Source organism: Campylobacter sp. RM12637 (genome assembly GCF_020137645.1).
Classification (GTDB): Bacteria; Campylobacterota; Campylobacteria; order Campylobacterales; family Campylobacteraceae; genus Campylobacter_E.
Window position 1 is genome coordinate 93,561 of the sequence record NZ_JACGAV010000001.1, and the last position, 18,300, is coordinate 111,860.

An 18,300-nucleotide genomic window follows, 5' to 3' on the forward strand; every position below is an offset into this window, starting at 1 on the left:
TACTCACAAACAAGATAATTCATTAGCTATTAATTCATCAAAACTTTGAGCTTTATTTATTAATTTTAACTCATTGTTATATAAAGAATATTCAGCAACCTTTGTTCTTGAATTATAATTTGAGCTCATTACAAATCCGTAAGCTCCTGAACTTTTAATAACTACTAAATCATTTGCCATTAAAGGTGGTAAAACTATATCTTTTGCTAAGAAATCTCCACTTTCACAAACTCCACCAACCAAATCAGCCTTGCTACTTTCGTTTAGTTTATTTACACTAGGAAAGCTTAAAATCTCATGATATGCTTCGTATAAACTTGGGCGAATTAGTTCACACATAGAAGCATCACATATTACAAATCTTTTTCCTTCGTTAATTTTTTCATATAAAACCTTGCTTACTAAATAACCTGCATTTCCTACAATATAGCGACCTGGCTCACAGCAAATTGTCAAATCTTGTGCTTTTGCAATATTTTTAATCATATGTGCAAACTCATCTAAATTAGGCTCGATTTCATCATTTTTGTATTTGATACCAACTCCGCCACCAATATCAAAAAACTTAATATTTAGCCCTGCGGTATTTAGCTCTTTTATAAATTTTTCTACCAAAATAGCAGCTTGGATAATACTACTTAATTCTAAGATATTTGAACCTATATGAAAATGAACTCCTACTGGATTTAAATAATCTGATTTATGTGCTTTTAAAAACATAGCCCTAGCATTATCTAGGCTAACTCCGAATTTGTTTTCTTTAAGACCTGTTGAAATATAAGGATGAGTTTTTGCATCTATATTAGGATTTACACGAATACTTATATTTACTACTTGGTTTTTGCTCTTTGCAATACTTTCTAAAAGCTCTAATTCAGCACTACTTTCTACATTTATATAAAGTATTTTTTGCTCTATTGCAAATTCTAATTCACTTGCACTTTTACCAACCCCACTAAAAATTATTTTATAAGGTTTAGCACCTACTTTTAAAGCTCTTCTAATCTCATTTGCACTAACACAATCAAATCCACTATCTAAATTCGCTAAAAACTTTAATAAAGATAAATTTGAATTAGCCTTAACCGCGTAAAAAATATTATTTTTAGCTCCACTAAATGCTTTTTTAATACTATTAAATCTATTTTCAATCTCGTTAAAATCATACAAATAAAAAGGTGTATTAATACCATTTGCAAGTTTTAAAAAGTCCATTTTTTGCTCCTTTTATAATCACTTATTTTTATTAAACTTCATTAATGAATATACAATAATTATACTTATTGGCAAAAGAATAGCTAGTTCAGGATTTATACTACCATTACTAGCAAATCTCAATAGTAAAAATAAAATTCCATAAACTAATAAAGATAAACTTGTATATGTTAAAGCATAGATATTTAAATCATTATATCTTGGCATAATAGGAATATTGTAAAAAATTATAAGCATAAAAAATGGAGCATATAATAAAAATATACTTTGCTTATAAATACTAGCTCTTGCTATGTTTTTATTAGCTTCAAAATTATTAAGATAAAAAAATGCGTCTTTTAAAGAACTATCATCAGTGCCTAAATTATCAAGCAAACTTGGGTTAAAATCTTTTAAAATCATTTCTTTTTCTAAATTTTGATTAATTATAAAGGTATCATCAAAATTATTTCCTAATTTAAATTCCATAACTTTTGCGTCTTCTAAAACCCAATTATTATCAATAAAATTTGCTCTTTTTGCTAATATGATTTTAGATATTTCATTGTTTGTTTTTTTGATAATTTTAATATCATTCATTGTAGATTTATCATAGCTTTTTATATAAATATAATCATCTTGATATTTAAAAAACAAATCCATTTGTTCTTTGCTTAAATATCCGTATTTTAAAATATTGCTTTTATAGTTTTCTGCATAAGCAATATTTGTATAGTTTAAAAAAATTGCGATAAAACTTATTATTAAACTTATAAACATTATAGGCTTAACACTTGCGTTTTTGCTAAGCCCTAAAGAATAAAACGCTATAAATTCATTTTTTTTAATAAGAGATATTTTTGTAAAAATCATAGCAAGTATTAAAGCTATTGGCAATATATAATAAAAAGCTGTAAGCATTGTATATACAATATATAATAAGAATATATTGGTATTTAAATGCAGCTTTTTATAATTAATTAAAATATCTATAAATAAATAAAATCCTACAAAAGCAATAATAAAAATTAAACAATTTTTAAGATAAAGGCTAGCAAGATACCTAAAATAAAGTTTATTCAATTACTTCATCCTTCTTCTTGCAAGTCCTAAATTCTCATATAAATCTATTTCTCTTTTGTAACTTGGATATTTTTTACCCAATTCGTGATTTAAAAAAGCAATTAATTTTGCTTCAGCACATTTGTTAGCACAAACAACACTAATAAATCCTAATTTTTTTTTAGCATCTTCACTTAAAGTTGTAAGACTTGCTCTATTTTCAAGACTTTGACTTTGTAAAAACGCTAAAACTACTTTATTTAAAGCAGCTGGAGTTTTTGCACTCTTTGCTGCTTTTATCAAATCATCTAAAGCATTTACTTTCTTGACTACTTCTTGCTTTTCTTGTGTAAGAATTTGATTTTCTTTATTTTTTGAGCTCTTGATTATAAAATAAAAAACTAGAGCAATAATTACTAAAAAAGCTACTACACCGACAATTATAAATACATTATCTCTCATAAAAGTTCTGCTTCCTTTTTATTTTTACTTGCAACAATCGCTAATAACGCCATAACTCCTACGCTAATGTAAGCATAAATAGGCACGCTAGCAGCTTCTCCTGCAGCATATGAGTGCATACCTGTTAAAAAGTAATTCACTCCAAAATAAGTCATAATAATACTCAAATATGCAAACATAGAGCATACTGCAAATGTAAATTGATTATTTATTCCTTTAATCATTCTAATGTGTAAAACTGCAGCATAAACTAAAATAGATACTAAAGCCCAAGTTTCTTTACTATCCCAGCCCCAATATCTTCCCCAAGATTCATTAGCCCAAACACCACCTAAGAAATTACCTAAAGTAAGCAATGATAAGCCTAAAATCATAGCCATTTCGTTAATCATTGTAGCTTCTTTTATATTTGATTTTATTCTTTCATTTAGCTTTTTATTTTTTCCTAACATAATAAATAAAACTAATACAAAAATTCCAAGTAAAGCACATAGACCTAAAAATCCATAACTAGCAGTTATGATACTAACATGAATTGTTAGCCAATAACTTTGTAAAACAGGTGCGAGATTGCCTATTTGTGGGTCAATTGAACTAAGATGAGCTACCATTAAAACAATAGCTGCAAGAATTGATGTAAGCGATAATGAAATAGGACTTTTTTTAGAAAATACAATACCACTTAAGCTTAATGCCCAAGAAATATACAATAAACTTTCATAAGAATTTGACCAAGGTGCATGACCACTTAAATATCCCCTAATAGCAAGTGCAATTGTATGAACTATGAAAACTAAAATATTTAGATAATAAACTATTTTAAAGGCAGTTTTTAGACTTGTTTTACCACTAATCATTCTTGAAAATACTAAAATTAATAGCACTAAACCACCTAATAAATAAACAGGGCTTAATTTTGTAAAAATCCCTACCTTATCAAAAGCGATTTCTAATTTAAATTTTGCTTCATCAATATTAGTTCCTTGACTTGCCTTAATCTCATTTAAAATCTTTGAGCTTAAAGCATAATTATTGTCTTTATTTGCATTTATTAATGATAAAAAATAAGCTTTTAAATCAGGTTTGCTAGTTTCTAAGACATTTAAAGCTTTACCATCTTCAAAACTAGCTCTTACATAACCACCTAAAGAAGCGTAATATAAAAGATTTAAACGCTCATCAACTTTTAATAATTCTTTTTCATAAGTTCCACGCTTGTTTGGATTGGTTCTTAAAGCTTTATCTACTTCATCTTTTAAAGCATATACATTATTTGGAAAAAAATCATAAAAACTAGCATATTTACCCTTGCCAAGATTTAAAAAATCTCTTATTTCTTGATTGCTTAGATAAATAAATTTTTCTTTAGAAAAGTCTTTAAAATCACTCATAATCCATATTAAAAGCTCTGTTGCATCTTTGCCTTGATAAGTGCTTGTTTTATGAATTTTATTTACTAAATCAAGTGCTAATGAGCCAAATGGAGCTATTCTTCCATTGTCTTTTTGAACTGGTAAAACGCTTAATTCTTTTACATGCTCTTCTAGGCTAACTGGGGCTAGATTTTTATTAGCATTATCTATAGCTTCATTAATGTCATCAGAATGTAAAAGCGGAGTTAAAGCACTAAGTAAAAGCACTAATGAACTCATTTTTGCTAAGCGTTTTGTTAAAATCATAAAGCGTGAGTTTTTGTAAATCAAGTTTAAAAATAATCCTATACCTAATAATAAATATCCAATATAAGTTGGTATTTTGCCTGGGTCTTGATTTACACTTAAAATAGTTCCTAGCTCATCTTTATCGTATGAGCTTTGATAAAATCTATAACCTTTATGGTCTAATACATTATTCATATAAATCTTATAATCCTTACTTTCATCATCATTTATTCTAATATAACTTGCATAAGATTTCGGAGAATTTGAAGCCATATAACGCTCTAATTCAAATTTGTTTAAAGTAAAGCTAAATGGTAATTCAAGTAATTTAGCAGTATAAGATATGCTAAAAGTTTGATTTGCTAGAGTGATTTTTTGCCCTTCTCCTTCAAATAAATATGCGTATAAACTATCATTATCATAAGTTACTTTTACTAAATAAGCATTTGGATACTCGCTATCTTTGCTATCTTCGTAGTATTTAACGCCATTTTTGTAAAATTTATCAAATCCAATTTTGTAATTTTCAAATGAAATTACCATTCCATCATCAAGGCTAAATTCATTATCAGCTAATAATTTTATATTTTTCTTATTTTTAACATCAAATATTTCTAAATCAAAATTCGCTTTAATTTTGTTTTCGTTAAATTCTAAAAGCTTAGCATTCATTGAAATAGCTTTTTTATTTGCTATTACAACTTCTCCTAATACAACAAATCTACCTTCATCAAGAGCTAATGCACTTGAGCCTTGCTCTCCTGAAACATTTAATAACACAAAAGGTTTTCCACCTATTTCTTCTTTATAAGCTGGTTTTGCGTGTAAAATAACTTTTTCTAATTTTAAATTAGCTATTTTGCCGTCTAAATCTAAGTTAATATCTACATCATTATGACCTATTACGCTTATATATTTAAACTCATCGCTTGAATAGTATTTATTATCTTTCATAGCAGAAATACTAAAAAATGCTTCTCTTGAGCTTACTATATTTGAAGTTTCATTTTCTCTTATATGAATATATCCTTCAAATCCATAATACCTAGTAAGTGCAGAGCCAAGTAGCATAAATAAAAAACTAAGATGGAATATAAAAAGTGGTAATTTTTCATACATTTTATATCTAAATATTGCAAAAAATAAATTAATTCCTAGCAATACCTGAATAGCAGCAAACCACCAGCTAGCATATATTAAAGCCCAAGCTGTAGGAGTTCCATATTTGCTTTCTATAAAAGTTGCTAAACCACTAGCAAAAGCAAACAACAAAAACAAAATTATGCTTAATTTCATACTTGATATCATCTTATACATTGTTATTCCTTGTGATTGTTAAAGATAAATTTTAACTAAAAAAAATTAGCTAAATTTAAACAAAAGCAATAAATAATAATTTTTATTATTTAGATTAAATTATTATCTATTACTTTTAAAGAAATAGGAATTTAAAATTCCTATTTCAAAATATTATTTAATTTCTCCCATATGTGGCTTTAACATAAACTCAGGACTTAAAATCTTATCAAGCTTTTCTTTATCCATTAATTTACGCTCTAAAACTAAATCATAAACTCTTGCACCCGTTTGCAATGCAACTTTTGCAATACTTGCACTATTTTCATAACCTATATAAGGATTTAGTGCAGTTACAATTCCTATACTATTCATCACAAAATCTTCGCATATTTGTTTATTTGCTGTGATACCATCTACACATTTATCAGCTAAAGTCTTCATAGAACGCTCAAGCATACAAATACTATTTAATAAACTATATGCTGCAAGTGGTTCAAATACATTTAATTGTAATTGTCCGCCTTCACAAGCTAAAGTAACACTAACATCAGCACCAATTACATAATAACACACTTGATTTACCACTTCAGGGATAACTGGATTTACCTTACCTGGCATAATTGATGAGCCTGGTTGCATTTTTGGTAAGTTAATTTCATTTAAACCACATTTTGGACCACTAGAAAGCAATCTTAAATCATTGCAAACTTTACTTAATTTTGTTGCAACTCTTTTTAAAACTCCACTAATTTGAACAAAAGCTCCTGTATCTTGTGTAGCTTCTATTAAATCATCTGCTATTACAAAATTTGCACCTGTTATATATTGAAGGTGTTTTGCAACGATTGGTGGATAATCAGGATGAGAATTAATTCCTGTTCCAATAGCAGTTGCACCCAAGTTAATTTCTAAAATTAAGCTTCTTGCTTCGCTAACTCTTTGTATATCTTCGCCAAGCATTACAGCAAAAGTTTTAAATTCTCTTCCTAAAGTCATCGGAACTGCATCTTGAAGCTGGGTTCTTCCCATTTTTATAATATCTTTAAACTCAATTGCTTTTCTTTCATAAGCTGCTTTTAAATAATTCATAGCTTTCATTAAATCACTTAAATAATCATATAAAGCAACTCTTAAAGATGTTGGATAAGCATCATTTGTGCTTTGAGATAAATTCACATGGTCATTTGGATGGCAATACTCATACTCACCTTTTTTATGCCCTAATTTTTCTAAAGCAATATTTGCTATAACTTCATTTGCATTCATATTTGTAGAAGTTCCTGCACCACCTTGTATCATATCTACAACGAATTGGTCTTTATATTTTCCAGCTATTAATTCATCACAAGCAAAACAAATAGCGTTTTTAATCTCTTCATTAATTAAGCCTAATTCATAATTAGCTAAAGCTGCTGCTTTTTTTACTTTCGCAAAAGATATAATTAGTCTTGGAAAGTCCTTTAAACGCTTTCCTGAAATGTCAAAATTTTGCACTGCTCTTAAGGTCTGAACTCCATAATAAATATCATCAGCAATTTCAAGTTCGCCTAAAAAATCGTGTTCTAATCTCATTTAATCTCCTTTAAAAAATTTCGGTTAGGATAGCATTTTTTAATCAATAAAAAGGACAATTATGTTTGAATGGATTTTCACTTCAGAAGGCATATTATCTTTCGTAACTTTAGTATTACTTGAGATAGTTTTAGGAATAGATAATATTATTTTTCTTACTATTTTAGTAAGTAAATTACCAAAACACCTTCAAAACAAAGGCCGTATTTTAGGGCTTGGTTTTGCTATGCTAACTCGTATAGCACTTTTATTTAGTATCTTTTGGCTTGTTAAACTTACAAAACCTTTATTTAATATCTTAGGTCAAGATTTTAGCGGTAGAGATATTGTCTTAATTGGTGGGGGAATATTTTTAATAATTAAATCAATTAAAGAACTAATATCAATGCAAAAAAACGAGCATAGTGATAATAGTAATTTTAAGGCTAGCTCAAATTTCTTTGTTGTAATAATTGAAATTGCTTTAATTGATATAATTTTTTCTTTAGATAGTGTAATTACTGCAGTAGGAATTGCTGATGAGCTTAGCATTATGATATTAGCTGTAATAATTGCTATGATGTTTATGATGATTGCTAGTAAATGGATTGGAGATTTAGTAGAAAAATTCCAAGAATTAAAAACTCTAGCTTTAACATTTTTAGTCTTAGTTGGTGGTGTTTTAATAGTTGAAGGTTTAAATATTCATATAAATAAAGCATATATTTATACTGCTTTAGCATTTAGTATAGTAAATACAACCCTAAATATCTTGCAAAAAAAGGCTAAAGATGAAGAATAATTTTACTGAATTTGTTTTAAAGCATTTTGGAATATTTTTATATTTTACACTAAGCAATATTTTTTGCTTAGTATTGTTTTCTAATAAGATTATAAATCAAGGCATTATTCAAGATTTAAAATATATAAAATCTACTTCAGTTACGCTAATTTTTATAATCTTATTTGTATATTTTCTAATCTATATTATAAAATCTAAAATCCCTTATGGGGGGGGGTATTTTAAGATTTTTAATAATTTATAATTTCTTTGTAATCTTTATTCAATCTTTTTTAGTAATTAATTTTAATAATTTTTTAAATCCAAGTTTCTTAGAAGCATTTTTAAATACAAATATGGCTGAAAGTATTGAGTTTGTATCAATATATATTAATTTTAAATTCTTTGGAATTTTAATTTTTATAATTGTGGCTTTATTTTTATTAAAAATTAAAATAAATATAAAAATAAATAACAAATTAAACATAGCTTTTATTATTTTAATCTTTGTAGTGTGCTTTGGGAATGATTTAAGAAGAGCTATTAAATATGATTTTAGTAGATATATAAATATTCCTTTTATTAAATTTAATAAAGAATTAATTTATACAGATGATATTTTGATTAATTCTAAAATAATGCAAAAGAGTTATTTAAAAATTGCTAATAATCACGAAAAATTAAAAGCTAATGAAAACATAAAAAATATAGTTTTACTAATAGGAGAAAGCTCAAGAAGAAGTGCTTATCAAGACTACGGGCAAGGATTAAACACCACACCTAACCTAATAAATATAAAAAATAAAATAATTTATTCTGATGTTATTGCCCCTTATGCTTCTACAAATCCAGTAATGAGTGTATTACTTAATTTTGCTAATTTAGATAATTTAAGTGAAAGAAAATTTTATGAGAATTTAGACATTATTAATTTATTCAAATTAGCAAATTACAAAACCTTTTGGATATCTAATCAAGACTATATTAGCGAATGGGGAAATAATGCTGCTAGTGTTGGTATTATGAGTGATTTTTCTTATTTTACAAATAAATATATGAGCTCTAGCGATACTTTAAGTTATGCAAAATATGATGGGGTTTTATTGCCTATTATTAAAAACCTAAAATTAAATGATAATAATTTCATAGTAATTCATCTTTTAGGAAATCACGGAAATTATAAAAAACGCTATCCTAAAGAATTTGCAAAATTTAATGAAAGCGATATTAAAACTAATATAAGCGATAAAAAAAGCATAGCAGAATATTATAATTCCATACTTTATACTGATTATATAATCCAAAATATTTATGATATATTTAAAAATGATGATAGTTTGATAATTTATTTAAGCGACCATGCTGAAAGCTTATATGATGATAAAAGTAAATCTGTTTTAGGGCATATTTTAGATAAAATTACTGCTGAAATACCTTTTATAATCCTTTATTCAAATTCTTTTGAAGAAAATCATAAAAAACTATTAAAAGATTTAAATAAAGCTAAAGATTTACCTTTTATGAGCGATGATTTAATACATTTAGTTTGTGATATTGCAGATATTAAAATAGACGAGTTTGATGAAACTAGAAGTCCTATAAATAAACAATATAATAAATTTAGAACTAGATTATTTGCCAATGAAATAAATTATGATGAAAATATTAAAAATGAAAAATAATTGCAAAATTTTAAGCTCAAGATGAGCTTAAAATTTAATACATTTTATAAAAACTTTCTTCCATCACTCCAAGGCTTACCTACAATCTCTTTAAGTGATATATAGTTTGTCCCAAATGGGTCGTATAAAATTATCCCAGCTTTTAAAGCATCAATTTTACCATTTTTATCAATCACACTATTATCAGCCGCAATATTTACAACTCTTGCAAGAATAGTGCCGAAATTAAAATTATTAATAATTTCTATTAGTTCACATTCTATTACTACAGGACAATTTTCAATAATAGGTGCATCTACATATTGACTTTTAACTGCTTTTAGTCCTGTTTTTTCAAATTTATTAGGCACATTAAAACCAGAAACACTACCAAAATAATCAACAGCAGCTAAAACATTTTGATTTACAAGTGATATTGTAAGTGCTTTTCTTTTACTAACATTTTTATATGTTTTACTGCGTGGACCAATACATAATGCTAAATCTCCATAATTAGTTCTCATAGCTTCATGCAAATTCATAACATTTACAGAATTATCATCATTATAAGTTGCAACCATTAGTGTTGGGACTGGATAGCCGTATCCAAACGAATTTTTACCTAAATTTATTAGCACAATCTTTTTTTCCTTTTATTTATCTGATTTTTTAATAATTAATTTTAAGTATAGTTTTTTTGCTAATAAAAAACAACGCTATATATTAATGTAAAATGTGGCTTATTTTAGCCTAAGGATTTAATAGTGATAACAAAATATGATAATGAAATTAATAAAGCTTTAGAAAAATTAGGTAAAAAATTTTCAAAACTAAATTGGAACTTTAGCCCAAATGAAAAGTATAAAAATAATGAATTAGTTTCTCATTGGCCTGGAGAAAATGATGAAGATATAATGATTTGTGTTTTTAAAGGAAAAATTTTAAATGAAGTTTTTCATCGTCATGACTTTATATTTTTACACTTTGCTTTAAAAGGAGACTATGAAAGCTATAGCAACCAATATAAAGATAGTATTAAAATATGTGAAGGCGATTGTTATATTGGACAACCTTATAATGGTTATGCAGCTAGAAAAAATTCAAAAAACGAAGGGATTATAATAGGTATTTTAATTAAACAAGATATATTTATACAAGAATTTTTACCATCATTTCTATTAGACATTGCAATGCTTAATTTCTTCTTAGAACCAAATAAAAATAAATTTTCTGATGAATATGTGCATTTGTCAATTCCTAAAAATTCAATTATATGGCGTTTGCTAGGAATTATTATTTTAGAATACTCAAATAAAAGTATAAACACACAAAAAATAATAAAACCATTGGTAATGTCTATTTGTATGTATATTTCAGCAGAGTATAAAAATCAAAATTTACCGGTAAAACTTACATTAGTAGATAAGATTATTGAATATATAAATTTAAATTCTAATAATGTTACTTTACTTGATATAGCTTCTTTATTTGGATATCATCCAATTTATATTTCAAAATTACTTCCTAAAAAAATTGGTAAAACTTTTTCACAAATCTTATTAGAAAGTCGTATGCAAAAAGCAAAACTTCTTATTGACAATACTGACCTTTCTATAGAAAAAATAGCTAATATGATTGGTTATAGTAATAATAGTAATTTTTATAAAGCTTATAAAAAACATTTTAAAACTTCACCTAGAAAAATGGTAAAATGTTAATACTTTAATATACAAAATATTAAAAGGTGATTAACTTAATAAAGTTATTATTAAATAATAAAAATTATTAATTAGGAGATAAAATGTTAGATTTAGCTATTATTGGTGGTGGCCCTGCTGGTCTTAGTGCAGGATTGTATGCAACTCGTGGTGGGCTTAAAAATGTTGTAATGTATGAAAAATTTATGCCAGGCGGACAAATCACAAGCTCAAGTGAGATGGAGAATTACCCAGGCGTTGCAACCGTAATGGATGGAATTAGTTTTATGGCACCTTGGAGTGAGCAAAGCACTAGATTTGGTCTAAAAATTGAGCAAAAAGAAGTAATTAGAGTTGAAAAAAATGGCGAGAATTTTAAAATAATTTTCTCTGATAATTCAAGCGAAGATGCTAAAGCTGTTATAGTTTGCACAGGAGCAGCTCCTAAAAAAGCTGGTTTTATAGGTGAAAATGAATTTTTTGGTCGTGGAGTAAGTACATGTGCAACTTGCGATGGTGCGTTTTATAGAAAAAAAGAAGTTGCAGTTTTAGGTGGTGGAGATACCGCACTTGAAGAAGCACTTTATCTAGCTAATCTATGCTCTAAAGTATATTTAATCCACAGAAGAGAAGGTTTTCGTGCAGCTCCATCAACCGTTGAAAGGGCTAAGAAAAATGAAAAAATTGAGTTCATTTTAAATGCTAAAGTAGAAGAAGTTGTAGGAGATAATGCTGGAGTTACAGGCGTTAAAATAGCATTTAATGATGGTAGCAAAAAAGATTTAGCAGTTCCAGGGATATTTACTTTCGTAGGACTTGATGTGAGAAATGAAGTATTAAAACAAACTGATGGCTCATTTTTGTGCGAAATGGTAGGAGATGCTGTTAAGGTTGATTTAAAAATGAGAACGAGTGTTGAAGGCTTGTTTGCTGCAGGAGATTTAAGAGTAGATGCTCCAAGACAAGTTGTTTGTGCTGCGGCTGATGGTGCTAACGCTGCTTTAGGCGTAATTTCATATTTAGAGAGCAAACATTGATAACTAAAATCAAATTAGCATTAGTTAATGAAGACTTTTACGAATTAGAAAGTTTAGCCAATGAGCTAGAAGAGAAAATTAATAGCAATTGGCTAAATACTCTAAGTAAAGATGAATTAGTAGAATTACAAGCTTTGCATACTCAATTAATTGAAACTTTATTAAAATTAAAGCATAAAGATTTAGAAAGATTAAAAAAGCTTAAAAAATCTTTAAGCTATATAAAATAGGAATTTTAAATTCCTATTCTTACCATCTAGTTACACCACCAATAGCCATCACACTAGCACCTACAATAAAAAGGCTAATTAATTTTATAACTAACAATAAAGCAATAATAAATCCAATAGCTATTAAAATATTTATGGGTTTTCAGGGTTGAATTAAAATTAGAAAGTTTAGCCAATGAGCTAGAAGATAAAATTAATAGCAATTGGCTAGATACTCTAAGTAAAGATGAATTAGTAGAATTACAAGCTTTGCATACTCAATTAATTGAAACTTTATTAAAATTAAAGCATAAAGATTTAGAAAGATTAAAAAAGCTTAAAAAATCTTTAAGCTATATAAAATAGGAATTTTAAATTCCTATTCTTACCATCTAGTTACACCACCAATAGCCATTACACTAGCACCTACAATAAAAAGGCTAATTAATTTTATAACTAACAATAAAGCAATAATAAATCCAATAGCTATTAAGATATTTATGGGTTTTCTAGGTTTGCTAATAAGTGTTAATTCGTATTTAGTGAAAAATTCTTTTAATAAAAAATATCTATAAGTTGCACTTGTTAAAACGCTGATAATTACATAAATTAAAACATAACTAATATAAGAAAAATCAAAAGAATTTGATAAGCCCTTTGGTTTAAAATAAAAATAACCAAAAAAAGATAAAACCACAATTGCCCCATAAACAATTCCTGCATAAATCCACATAGAACGCAACGCATAACTAAAATAACTAAACAATAATGTAGGAAGGCATATATCTTTTAGTCTAAAAGAATATCTTGCTGTATTTGATTCGCCATTATTTGTATAGTATTTTGCCGCATTGCTTAATTCATCAACTATTGCAGCATTTGGCAATTCTCCTACAAATTCACTCAACTTTACCCTTAATTCTTCTTCGTTTTTGATTAATTCTTGACCTTTGTTAGAAATTAAAAAATCTGTTTTCATAAAATCATCCTATTATTTGTAATATTTTTGTGTAATTGTCTTTTTGAACTGCTTTATATACAAAATATATATCAACTAATACATAAATATATAAAGCCCATAAAATAAAAACTCCGATAAATATAAGTGTTGAAGCTAAGCCTATTAAAAATAGACTTATTTTTAAAAATCCTAACAGCATATTTCCTTGATAAAATCTATCAACACCCCAAACTCCGAAGAAAAATCCTAAAACTGCTGCTAAAATTGGGCTTTTTAACGGGATTAGTGGAAGGTTTTTATATTTTTCTTCGCTTAAATTATCAAGTTTATCATTTAGCATAAACTTTTGCTCACTTGAAATTTTATTATCAAGCAACATTAAAATGGAACTCTTATCCATAATTACTCCTTTTTTAAAATGAAGTAATTATTCTACACCCCCCCCCTATTAACAAAGGGTAAATTAATAAAAAATAATTTAAGATTTTAATTTTTAATTTCTTGTGAGTTCTCTTTAGCACTTACCATATAAACATATCTATAAGGACTAAGAGTTTTTGTATCTTCTAAAATAGCTCTTTTATACCCAGCTTCATCTATGATTTTTACTACTTTTCCAACATAAATACCCTCTGGAAAAATCAAATCCTTTCCACTCGTATAAACCAAATCTCCTATATTTAATTCTTTATAATCAGTAACGAAATTAACATAAATTGAATTTTTACTACCTTGTAAAATAGCAGGAGTTTTATTTTCCCCAACAACCACAGAAAAAACACATTTTTCATCATTTAAACTAAGTGCATAAGCTCTATTATTATTTGAATACATAATCCCCACTGCATTATTATCATATATCAAACCATAAGTAATATCAGGCTTTATACCATCATAACTCATCCAAAATTTAGTTAAACTTCCAATTTTTTCATAAGATAATACCCTAGTTAAGGCTAATTCAAATTCATATTTTTTAAGATTATGGGCTTTTGCAAGATTGTTATATTCTATAACTAAATTATCATATAAGAATTTGTATTGTTTTAGCTTTTTATTTTCTGTGCTTAATTCATCTATCTGATTTACTTGATTAAAATATTTAGTAATATTTTGTTTGGTGTAATCATAAGCATTATAAAGCTTATTTAAAACAAAATCATTAACCCCTAAAACAGCATTTTTAACATCTGCTACAAAATAATAAGAAGATGTAAGCAAAACGCATATTAGGAGTAATAATTTAAATTTATTCATCATTTACTATTTGTCTTAGTAAAGAAATCTCTTCAAGTATTTTTCCAGTTCCCCTTGCTACTGCGTGAAGTGGCTCATCAGCAACATAAACAGGTAATTTTACAATATCGCTTAAATATTTATCAATTCCACGGATTAATGCTCCACCACCAGTTAGCACTATACCATTTTCTACAATATCGCCTGCAAGTTCTGGTTTTGTATTTTCTAATACGAACTTAAGCGCATCAGCAATTTCTTTTAAAGGCTCTTTTATAGCTTCACGAATATCTTCACTACTTAGCTCAACCTTACTTAAAAGCCCTTTTACTTGGTCTTTTCCTTTAACAACTATAGTTAATTCTTCAGGCAATTGAATAGCTGAACCAACTTGGATTTTAATATCTTCGCTAGTTCTTTCGCCTATTATTAGATTGTATTTTTCTTTTACATAATTTACAATTGAACTATCTAACTTATCTCCTGCTGTTCTAATACTTTTTGCAGTATGAAGACCACCTAGAGTAATAACTCCTATTTCAGTAGTTCCACCACCAATATCAACTACTAATGAGCCGACAGGTTCTTGCACGGGAAGATTTGCACCAATTGCTGCAGCCATTGGCTCTTCAACCAAATACACTTCTCTTGCACCAGCACTCAAAGCACTTTCGCGAACTGCTTTTCTTTCAACTTGAGTTAGACCATAAGGAACTGATATTAATATTCTAGGGCGTAAAAAACTCTTTCTTTTATGTGTTTTTTCAATAAAATATCTAATCATTTTTTCAGTCATATCAAAATCAGCTATAACCCCATCTCTCATAGGGCGAATTGCTTGAATATCGCTAGGAGTTTTGCCTAGCATTTCTTTAGCTTCTTTACCAACTGCTAAAATTTTGCTCTTTCCATATTTTGTATGTTGAACTGCTACAACACTTGGCTCATCAATTACTACACCCTTATCTTTTACTAGCACAAGAGTATTTGCTGTGCCTAAATCAATACCCATATCACTTGAAAATAACCCTATTAAATGGTCTAGTATCATTTATTATCCTTAATTTTTAAAAAAATAGCATCGCCTTCGCCATTAACAAAATCTTTATTTATAACGATTTCATAACCTTCATATTTATCTAAATCAAACATTAAATCAAGTAATAATTGTTCTAATATCCCACGAAGACCTCTTGCTCCTGTTTTTCTATCAAGAGCTTTTTTAGCAATAGCTAAAAGTGCGTCTTTATCAAATTCTAATTTAACACCATCAAATTCAAAAATCTTTTGATATTGCTTAATTATTGAATTTTTTGGCTCAATTAAAATTCTTACCATATCTTCTTCGCTAATTTCATTAAGACTTGCAATTGCGTGCAATCTTCCAACTAATTCAGGAATTAGACCAAATTTAATCAAATCATCAGGCTCAATATGTGAATACAATTCATCTTCACTAAGTTTAACGCTAGTAGTATCAAAACCCATTACATTCTCGCCTTGCTTTTGCTTTAAAATCTCTTCAATTCCATCAAAAGCACCACCACAAATAAATAAAATATTTGAAGTATCAACTTGAATAAATTCTTGATTTGGGTGTTTTCTACCGCCTTGTGGTGGGACATTTACAACGCTACCTTCTATTATCTTAAGCAATGCTTGCTGAACGCCTTCTCCACTTACATCTCTTGTAATTGAGCGGTTTTCTCCCTTTCTTGCGATTTTATCAATTTCATCAATGAAAATTATCCCACATTCTGCGCGCTCAACATTATAATCAGCTGCTTGTAAAAGTCTTGTTAAGATATTTTCAACATCTTCTCCTACATATCCAGCTTCAGTTAAACTCGTAGCATCACAAATTGCTATAGGAATATCAAGTGCTTTTGCCATAGTTTGAGCTAAAAGCGTCTTACCACTTCCTGTAGGTCCTACTAATAAAACATTTGATTTTGCTAATTCTACATCACTCTCATCGGCATTACTCATAAGCCTTTTATAATGATTATGAACGCTTACGCTTAAAACCTTTTTTGCTCTATCCTGACCTATTACATAATTATCCAAATGAGATTTTAAAGCTTTTGAACTTATATCTTTTAAACTATCAGCTACCTCATCTACTGCTAATTCTTTATTTTTAGCATCATACATTTTAAATATAACACCAGCACAAGTAGGACAAATTGTATTATTTTTGCCATTTGAAAGTAGGTCAAACGGATAAGATTTGCCACAAAAACTACAAATATTATTGCTCATTATCATTTCCTTTCACTGGAATTCCACGCTTTGTATTTAAAATAAACGAGCATAATTTAACAACTTCGGCAGAATTTGAACTCTCATATAAAGCTTTTGCTCTATCGCTAATTAGCCCTGTTTTACTTCTAAAAATCTTACTAAATGCTTCACTTAATTCATTTATTTTATCTTTTTCTAAATGTCTTCTAAGCCCTACTAAATTAAGACTTCTAACATAAGCACGATTACCTTCAGCTAGACAAAAATGTGGTAAATCTTGAGATAATGCTGAAGCACCTCCAAGCATACAATAATCGCCTATTTTAACCCATTGATGAACCGGAGTAAGTCCGCCAATCACACTAAATGAGCCAACTTCAACATGCCCTGCTAAGGTTACATTGTTTGCTAAAATTATATTATCAGCTAAGGTGCAATCGTGTGCAATATGAACATAAGCCATTATGAAATTATTATTTCCAACTCTTGTATATCCATCGCCTTTTTGTGTGCCACAATTTATAGTGCAAAACTCACGAATAGTTGTGTTATCACCTATTATTAAAGCTGAAAAATCATCGTTTTTATAAGAAATATCTTGTGGAATATCACCTAAAATAGCATAAGAAAAAATCTTGCAATTATTTCCTATTTTTGTATTTCCTAAAATTCTTGCACCACTTTTAATAATGCAATTATCACCAATTTCTACATTACTTCCTATATATGCAAAAGGCTCAATGCTAACATTTTTGCCTATTTTTGCACCATTTTCTATTATTGCTAAATCTGAAATCATTTATCTACTATCATCGCTTTTAAAATTGCTTGAGTGCATAATGTATCATCTACATAAGCCTCGCCACTAAACACCCACATTGCTCCACGATTTTTAACAACGCTCATTTTATATACTAATTTATCGCCTGGTCTTACTGGTGATTTGAATTTTACTTCTTCCATTCCTGTAAAATATACTACCTTGCTTTTAGGATCAACACTATCTTTCATACTCTGAAAAGCTAAAATTCCACCCGTTTGAGCCATTCCTTCTAATATTAAAACTCCTGGATAAATCGGATGACCTGGAAAGTGTCCTGCAAATACTTGATCACTTATACTAACATTTTTATAACCTAATACATAACCTTCATCAAGATTGATTTCTGTGATTTTATCAACTAACAAAAATGGTGGTCTATGTGGTAAAATTTCTTGAATTTGCATTACATCTAACATTATTAT

The 18,300-nt window shown here is 27.8% G+C and carries 18 protein-coding genes and 1 pseudogene; 6 read left to right on the forward strand and 13 right to left on the reverse strand.

The window, feature by feature from the left end; translation table 11 throughout:
- Positions 1-3 precede the first annotated feature (3 nt).
- From lysA to aspA, 5 genes and pseudogenes are all read right to left on the reverse strand, one after another.
- Positions 4-1,215 (reverse strand): diaminopimelate decarboxylase, encoded by a 1,212-nt coding sequence (lysA, locus tag AVBRAN12637_RS00440; RefSeq protein WP_214115800.1) that lies wholly within the window; start codon positions 1,213-1,215, stop codon positions 4-6.
- An 18-nt stretch (positions 1,216-1,233) separates the two neighbouring features.
- On the reverse strand, positions 1,234-2,277 hold the full coding sequence (locus AVBRAN12637_RS00445; RefSeq protein ID WP_336608438.1) for an LptF/LptG family permease: 1,044 nt from the start codon (positions 2,275-2,277) through the stop codon (positions 1,234-1,236).
- Entirely contained in the window at positions 2,278-2,718 is a 441-nt protein-coding gene (locus tag AVBRAN12637_RS00450) for a hypothetical protein (protein WP_214115802.1), read from the reverse strand.
- Positions 2,715-4,763 (reverse strand): annotated as a pseudogene (gene ccsA / locus AVBRAN12637_RS00455) (cytochrome c biogenesis protein CcsA); the annotation flags it as partial. The pseudogene ccsA and the gene AVBRAN12637_RS00450, both read right to left, overlap by 4 nt.
- A 1,086-nt stretch (positions 4,764-5,849) precedes the next feature.
- Positions 5,850-7,250: an aspartate ammonia-lyase gene (gene aspA, locus AVBRAN12637_RS00460; RefSeq protein WP_336609594.1), complete on the reverse strand. Its 1,401-nt coding sequence runs from the start codon at positions 7,248-7,250 to the stop codon at positions 5,850-5,852.
- 61 nt (positions 7,251-7,311) lie between these two features.
- On the opposite strand from aspA, the gene AVBRAN12637_RS00465 reads away from it, so the two are divergent.
- The 3 genes from AVBRAN12637_RS00465 (at position 7,312) to AVBRAN12637_RS00475 (ending at position 9,692) form a co-directional block, all read left to right on the forward strand.
- A complete protein-coding gene (locus tag AVBRAN12637_RS00465; protein ID WP_214120322.1) occupies positions 7,312-8,031 on the forward strand; it encodes a TerC family protein in 720 nt (239 codons plus the stop codon).
- Positions 8,021-8,275: a hypothetical protein gene (locus AVBRAN12637_RS00470; protein WP_336615151.1), complete on the forward strand. Its 255-nt coding sequence runs from the start codon at positions 8,021-8,023 to the stop codon at positions 8,273-8,275. Before AVBRAN12637_RS00465 ends, AVBRAN12637_RS00470 begins: the two co-directional genes overlap by 11 nt.
- 91 nt (positions 8,276-8,366) lie before the next feature.
- Positions 8,367-9,692: a phosphoethanolamine transferase gene (locus AVBRAN12637_RS00475; protein ID WP_336615152.1), complete on the forward strand. Its 1,326-nt coding sequence runs from the start codon at positions 8,367-8,369 to the stop codon at positions 9,690-9,692.
- 44 nt (positions 9,693-9,736) lie between these two features.
- Here the strand turns inward: AVBRAN12637_RS00475 and AVBRAN12637_RS00480 are convergent, their stop codons facing one another.
- A complete protein-coding gene (locus tag AVBRAN12637_RS00480) occupies positions 9,737-10,309 on the reverse strand; it encodes a flavin reductase family protein (protein ID WP_336615153.1) in 573 nt (190 codons plus the stop codon).
- Between the two features lie 126 nt (positions 10,310-10,435).
- On the opposite strand from AVBRAN12637_RS00480, the gene AVBRAN12637_RS00485 reads away from it, so the two are divergent.
- From AVBRAN12637_RS00485 to AVBRAN12637_RS00495, 3 genes are all read left to right on the forward strand, one after another.
- Entirely contained in the window at positions 10,436-11,389 is a 954-nt protein-coding gene (locus tag AVBRAN12637_RS00485) for a helix-turn-helix transcriptional regulator (protein WP_336615154.1), read from the forward strand.
- 83 nt (positions 11,390-11,472) lie between these two features.
- The gene (trxB, locus tag AVBRAN12637_RS00490; RefSeq protein ID WP_336608440.1) at positions 11,473-12,405 is read left to right on the forward strand and encodes a thioredoxin-disulfide reductase; all 933 of its coding nucleotides are present in this window, start codon (positions 11,473-11,475) and stop codon (positions 12,403-12,405) included.
- Positions 12,402-12,635 carry a DUF3347 domain-containing protein gene (locus AVBRAN12637_RS00495; RefSeq protein WP_336615155.1) on the forward strand — a complete coding sequence of 78 codons (234 nt, stop codon included), beginning with the start codon at positions 12,402-12,404 and terminating at the stop codon, positions 12,633-12,635. The genes trxB and AVBRAN12637_RS00495 overlap by 4 nt, the downstream gene beginning before the upstream one ends.
- A gap of 364 nt (positions 12,636-12,999) precedes the next feature.
- On the opposite strand, the gene AVBRAN12637_RS00500 is transcribed toward AVBRAN12637_RS00495, so the two are convergent.
- The 7 genes from AVBRAN12637_RS00500 to fabZ form a co-directional block, all read right to left on the reverse strand.
- A complete protein-coding gene (locus AVBRAN12637_RS00500; RefSeq protein WP_239803407.1) occupies positions 13,000-13,593 on the reverse strand; it encodes a hypothetical protein in 594 nt (197 codons plus the stop codon).
- 4 nt (positions 13,594-13,597) lie between these two features.
- Complete coding sequence (locus tag AVBRAN12637_RS00505) at positions 13,598-13,975, reverse strand: TM2 domain-containing protein (protein ID WP_336613725.1); 378 nt, start codon at positions 13,973-13,975, stop codon at positions 13,598-13,600.
- Between the two features lie 86 nt (positions 13,976-14,061).
- Positions 14,062-14,832 carry a rod shape-determining protein MreC gene (gene mreC / locus AVBRAN12637_RS00510; protein ID WP_214120317.1) on the reverse strand — a complete coding sequence of 257 codons (771 nt, stop codon included), beginning with the start codon at positions 14,830-14,832 and terminating at the stop codon, positions 14,062-14,064.
- A complete protein-coding gene (locus AVBRAN12637_RS00515) occupies positions 14,825-15,862 on the reverse strand; it encodes a rod shape-determining protein (protein ID WP_214115826.1) in 1,038 nt (345 codons plus the stop codon). The genes mreC and AVBRAN12637_RS00515 overlap by 8 nt, the downstream gene beginning before the upstream one ends.
- Positions 15,859-17,073 carry an ATP-dependent Clp protease ATP-binding subunit ClpX gene (clpX, locus tag AVBRAN12637_RS00520; protein WP_214115827.1) on the reverse strand — a complete coding sequence of 405 codons (1,215 nt, stop codon included), beginning with the start codon at positions 17,071-17,073 and terminating at the stop codon, positions 15,859-15,861. The genes AVBRAN12637_RS00515 and clpX overlap by 4 nt, the downstream gene beginning before the upstream one ends.
- Positions 17,063-17,854 (reverse strand): acyl-ACP--UDP-N-acetylglucosamine O-acyltransferase, encoded by a 792-nt coding sequence (gene lpxA / locus AVBRAN12637_RS00525; protein WP_336609418.1) that lies wholly within the window; start codon positions 17,852-17,854, stop codon positions 17,063-17,065. The genes clpX and lpxA overlap by 11 nt, the downstream gene beginning before the upstream one ends.
- A complete protein-coding gene (gene fabZ, locus AVBRAN12637_RS00530) occupies positions 17,851-18,294 on the reverse strand; it encodes a 3-hydroxyacyl-ACP dehydratase FabZ (RefSeq protein WP_214115829.1) in 444 nt (147 codons plus the stop codon). The genes lpxA and fabZ overlap by 4 nt, the downstream gene beginning before the upstream one ends.
- Between the last annotated feature and the right edge of the window lie 6 nt (positions 18,295-18,300).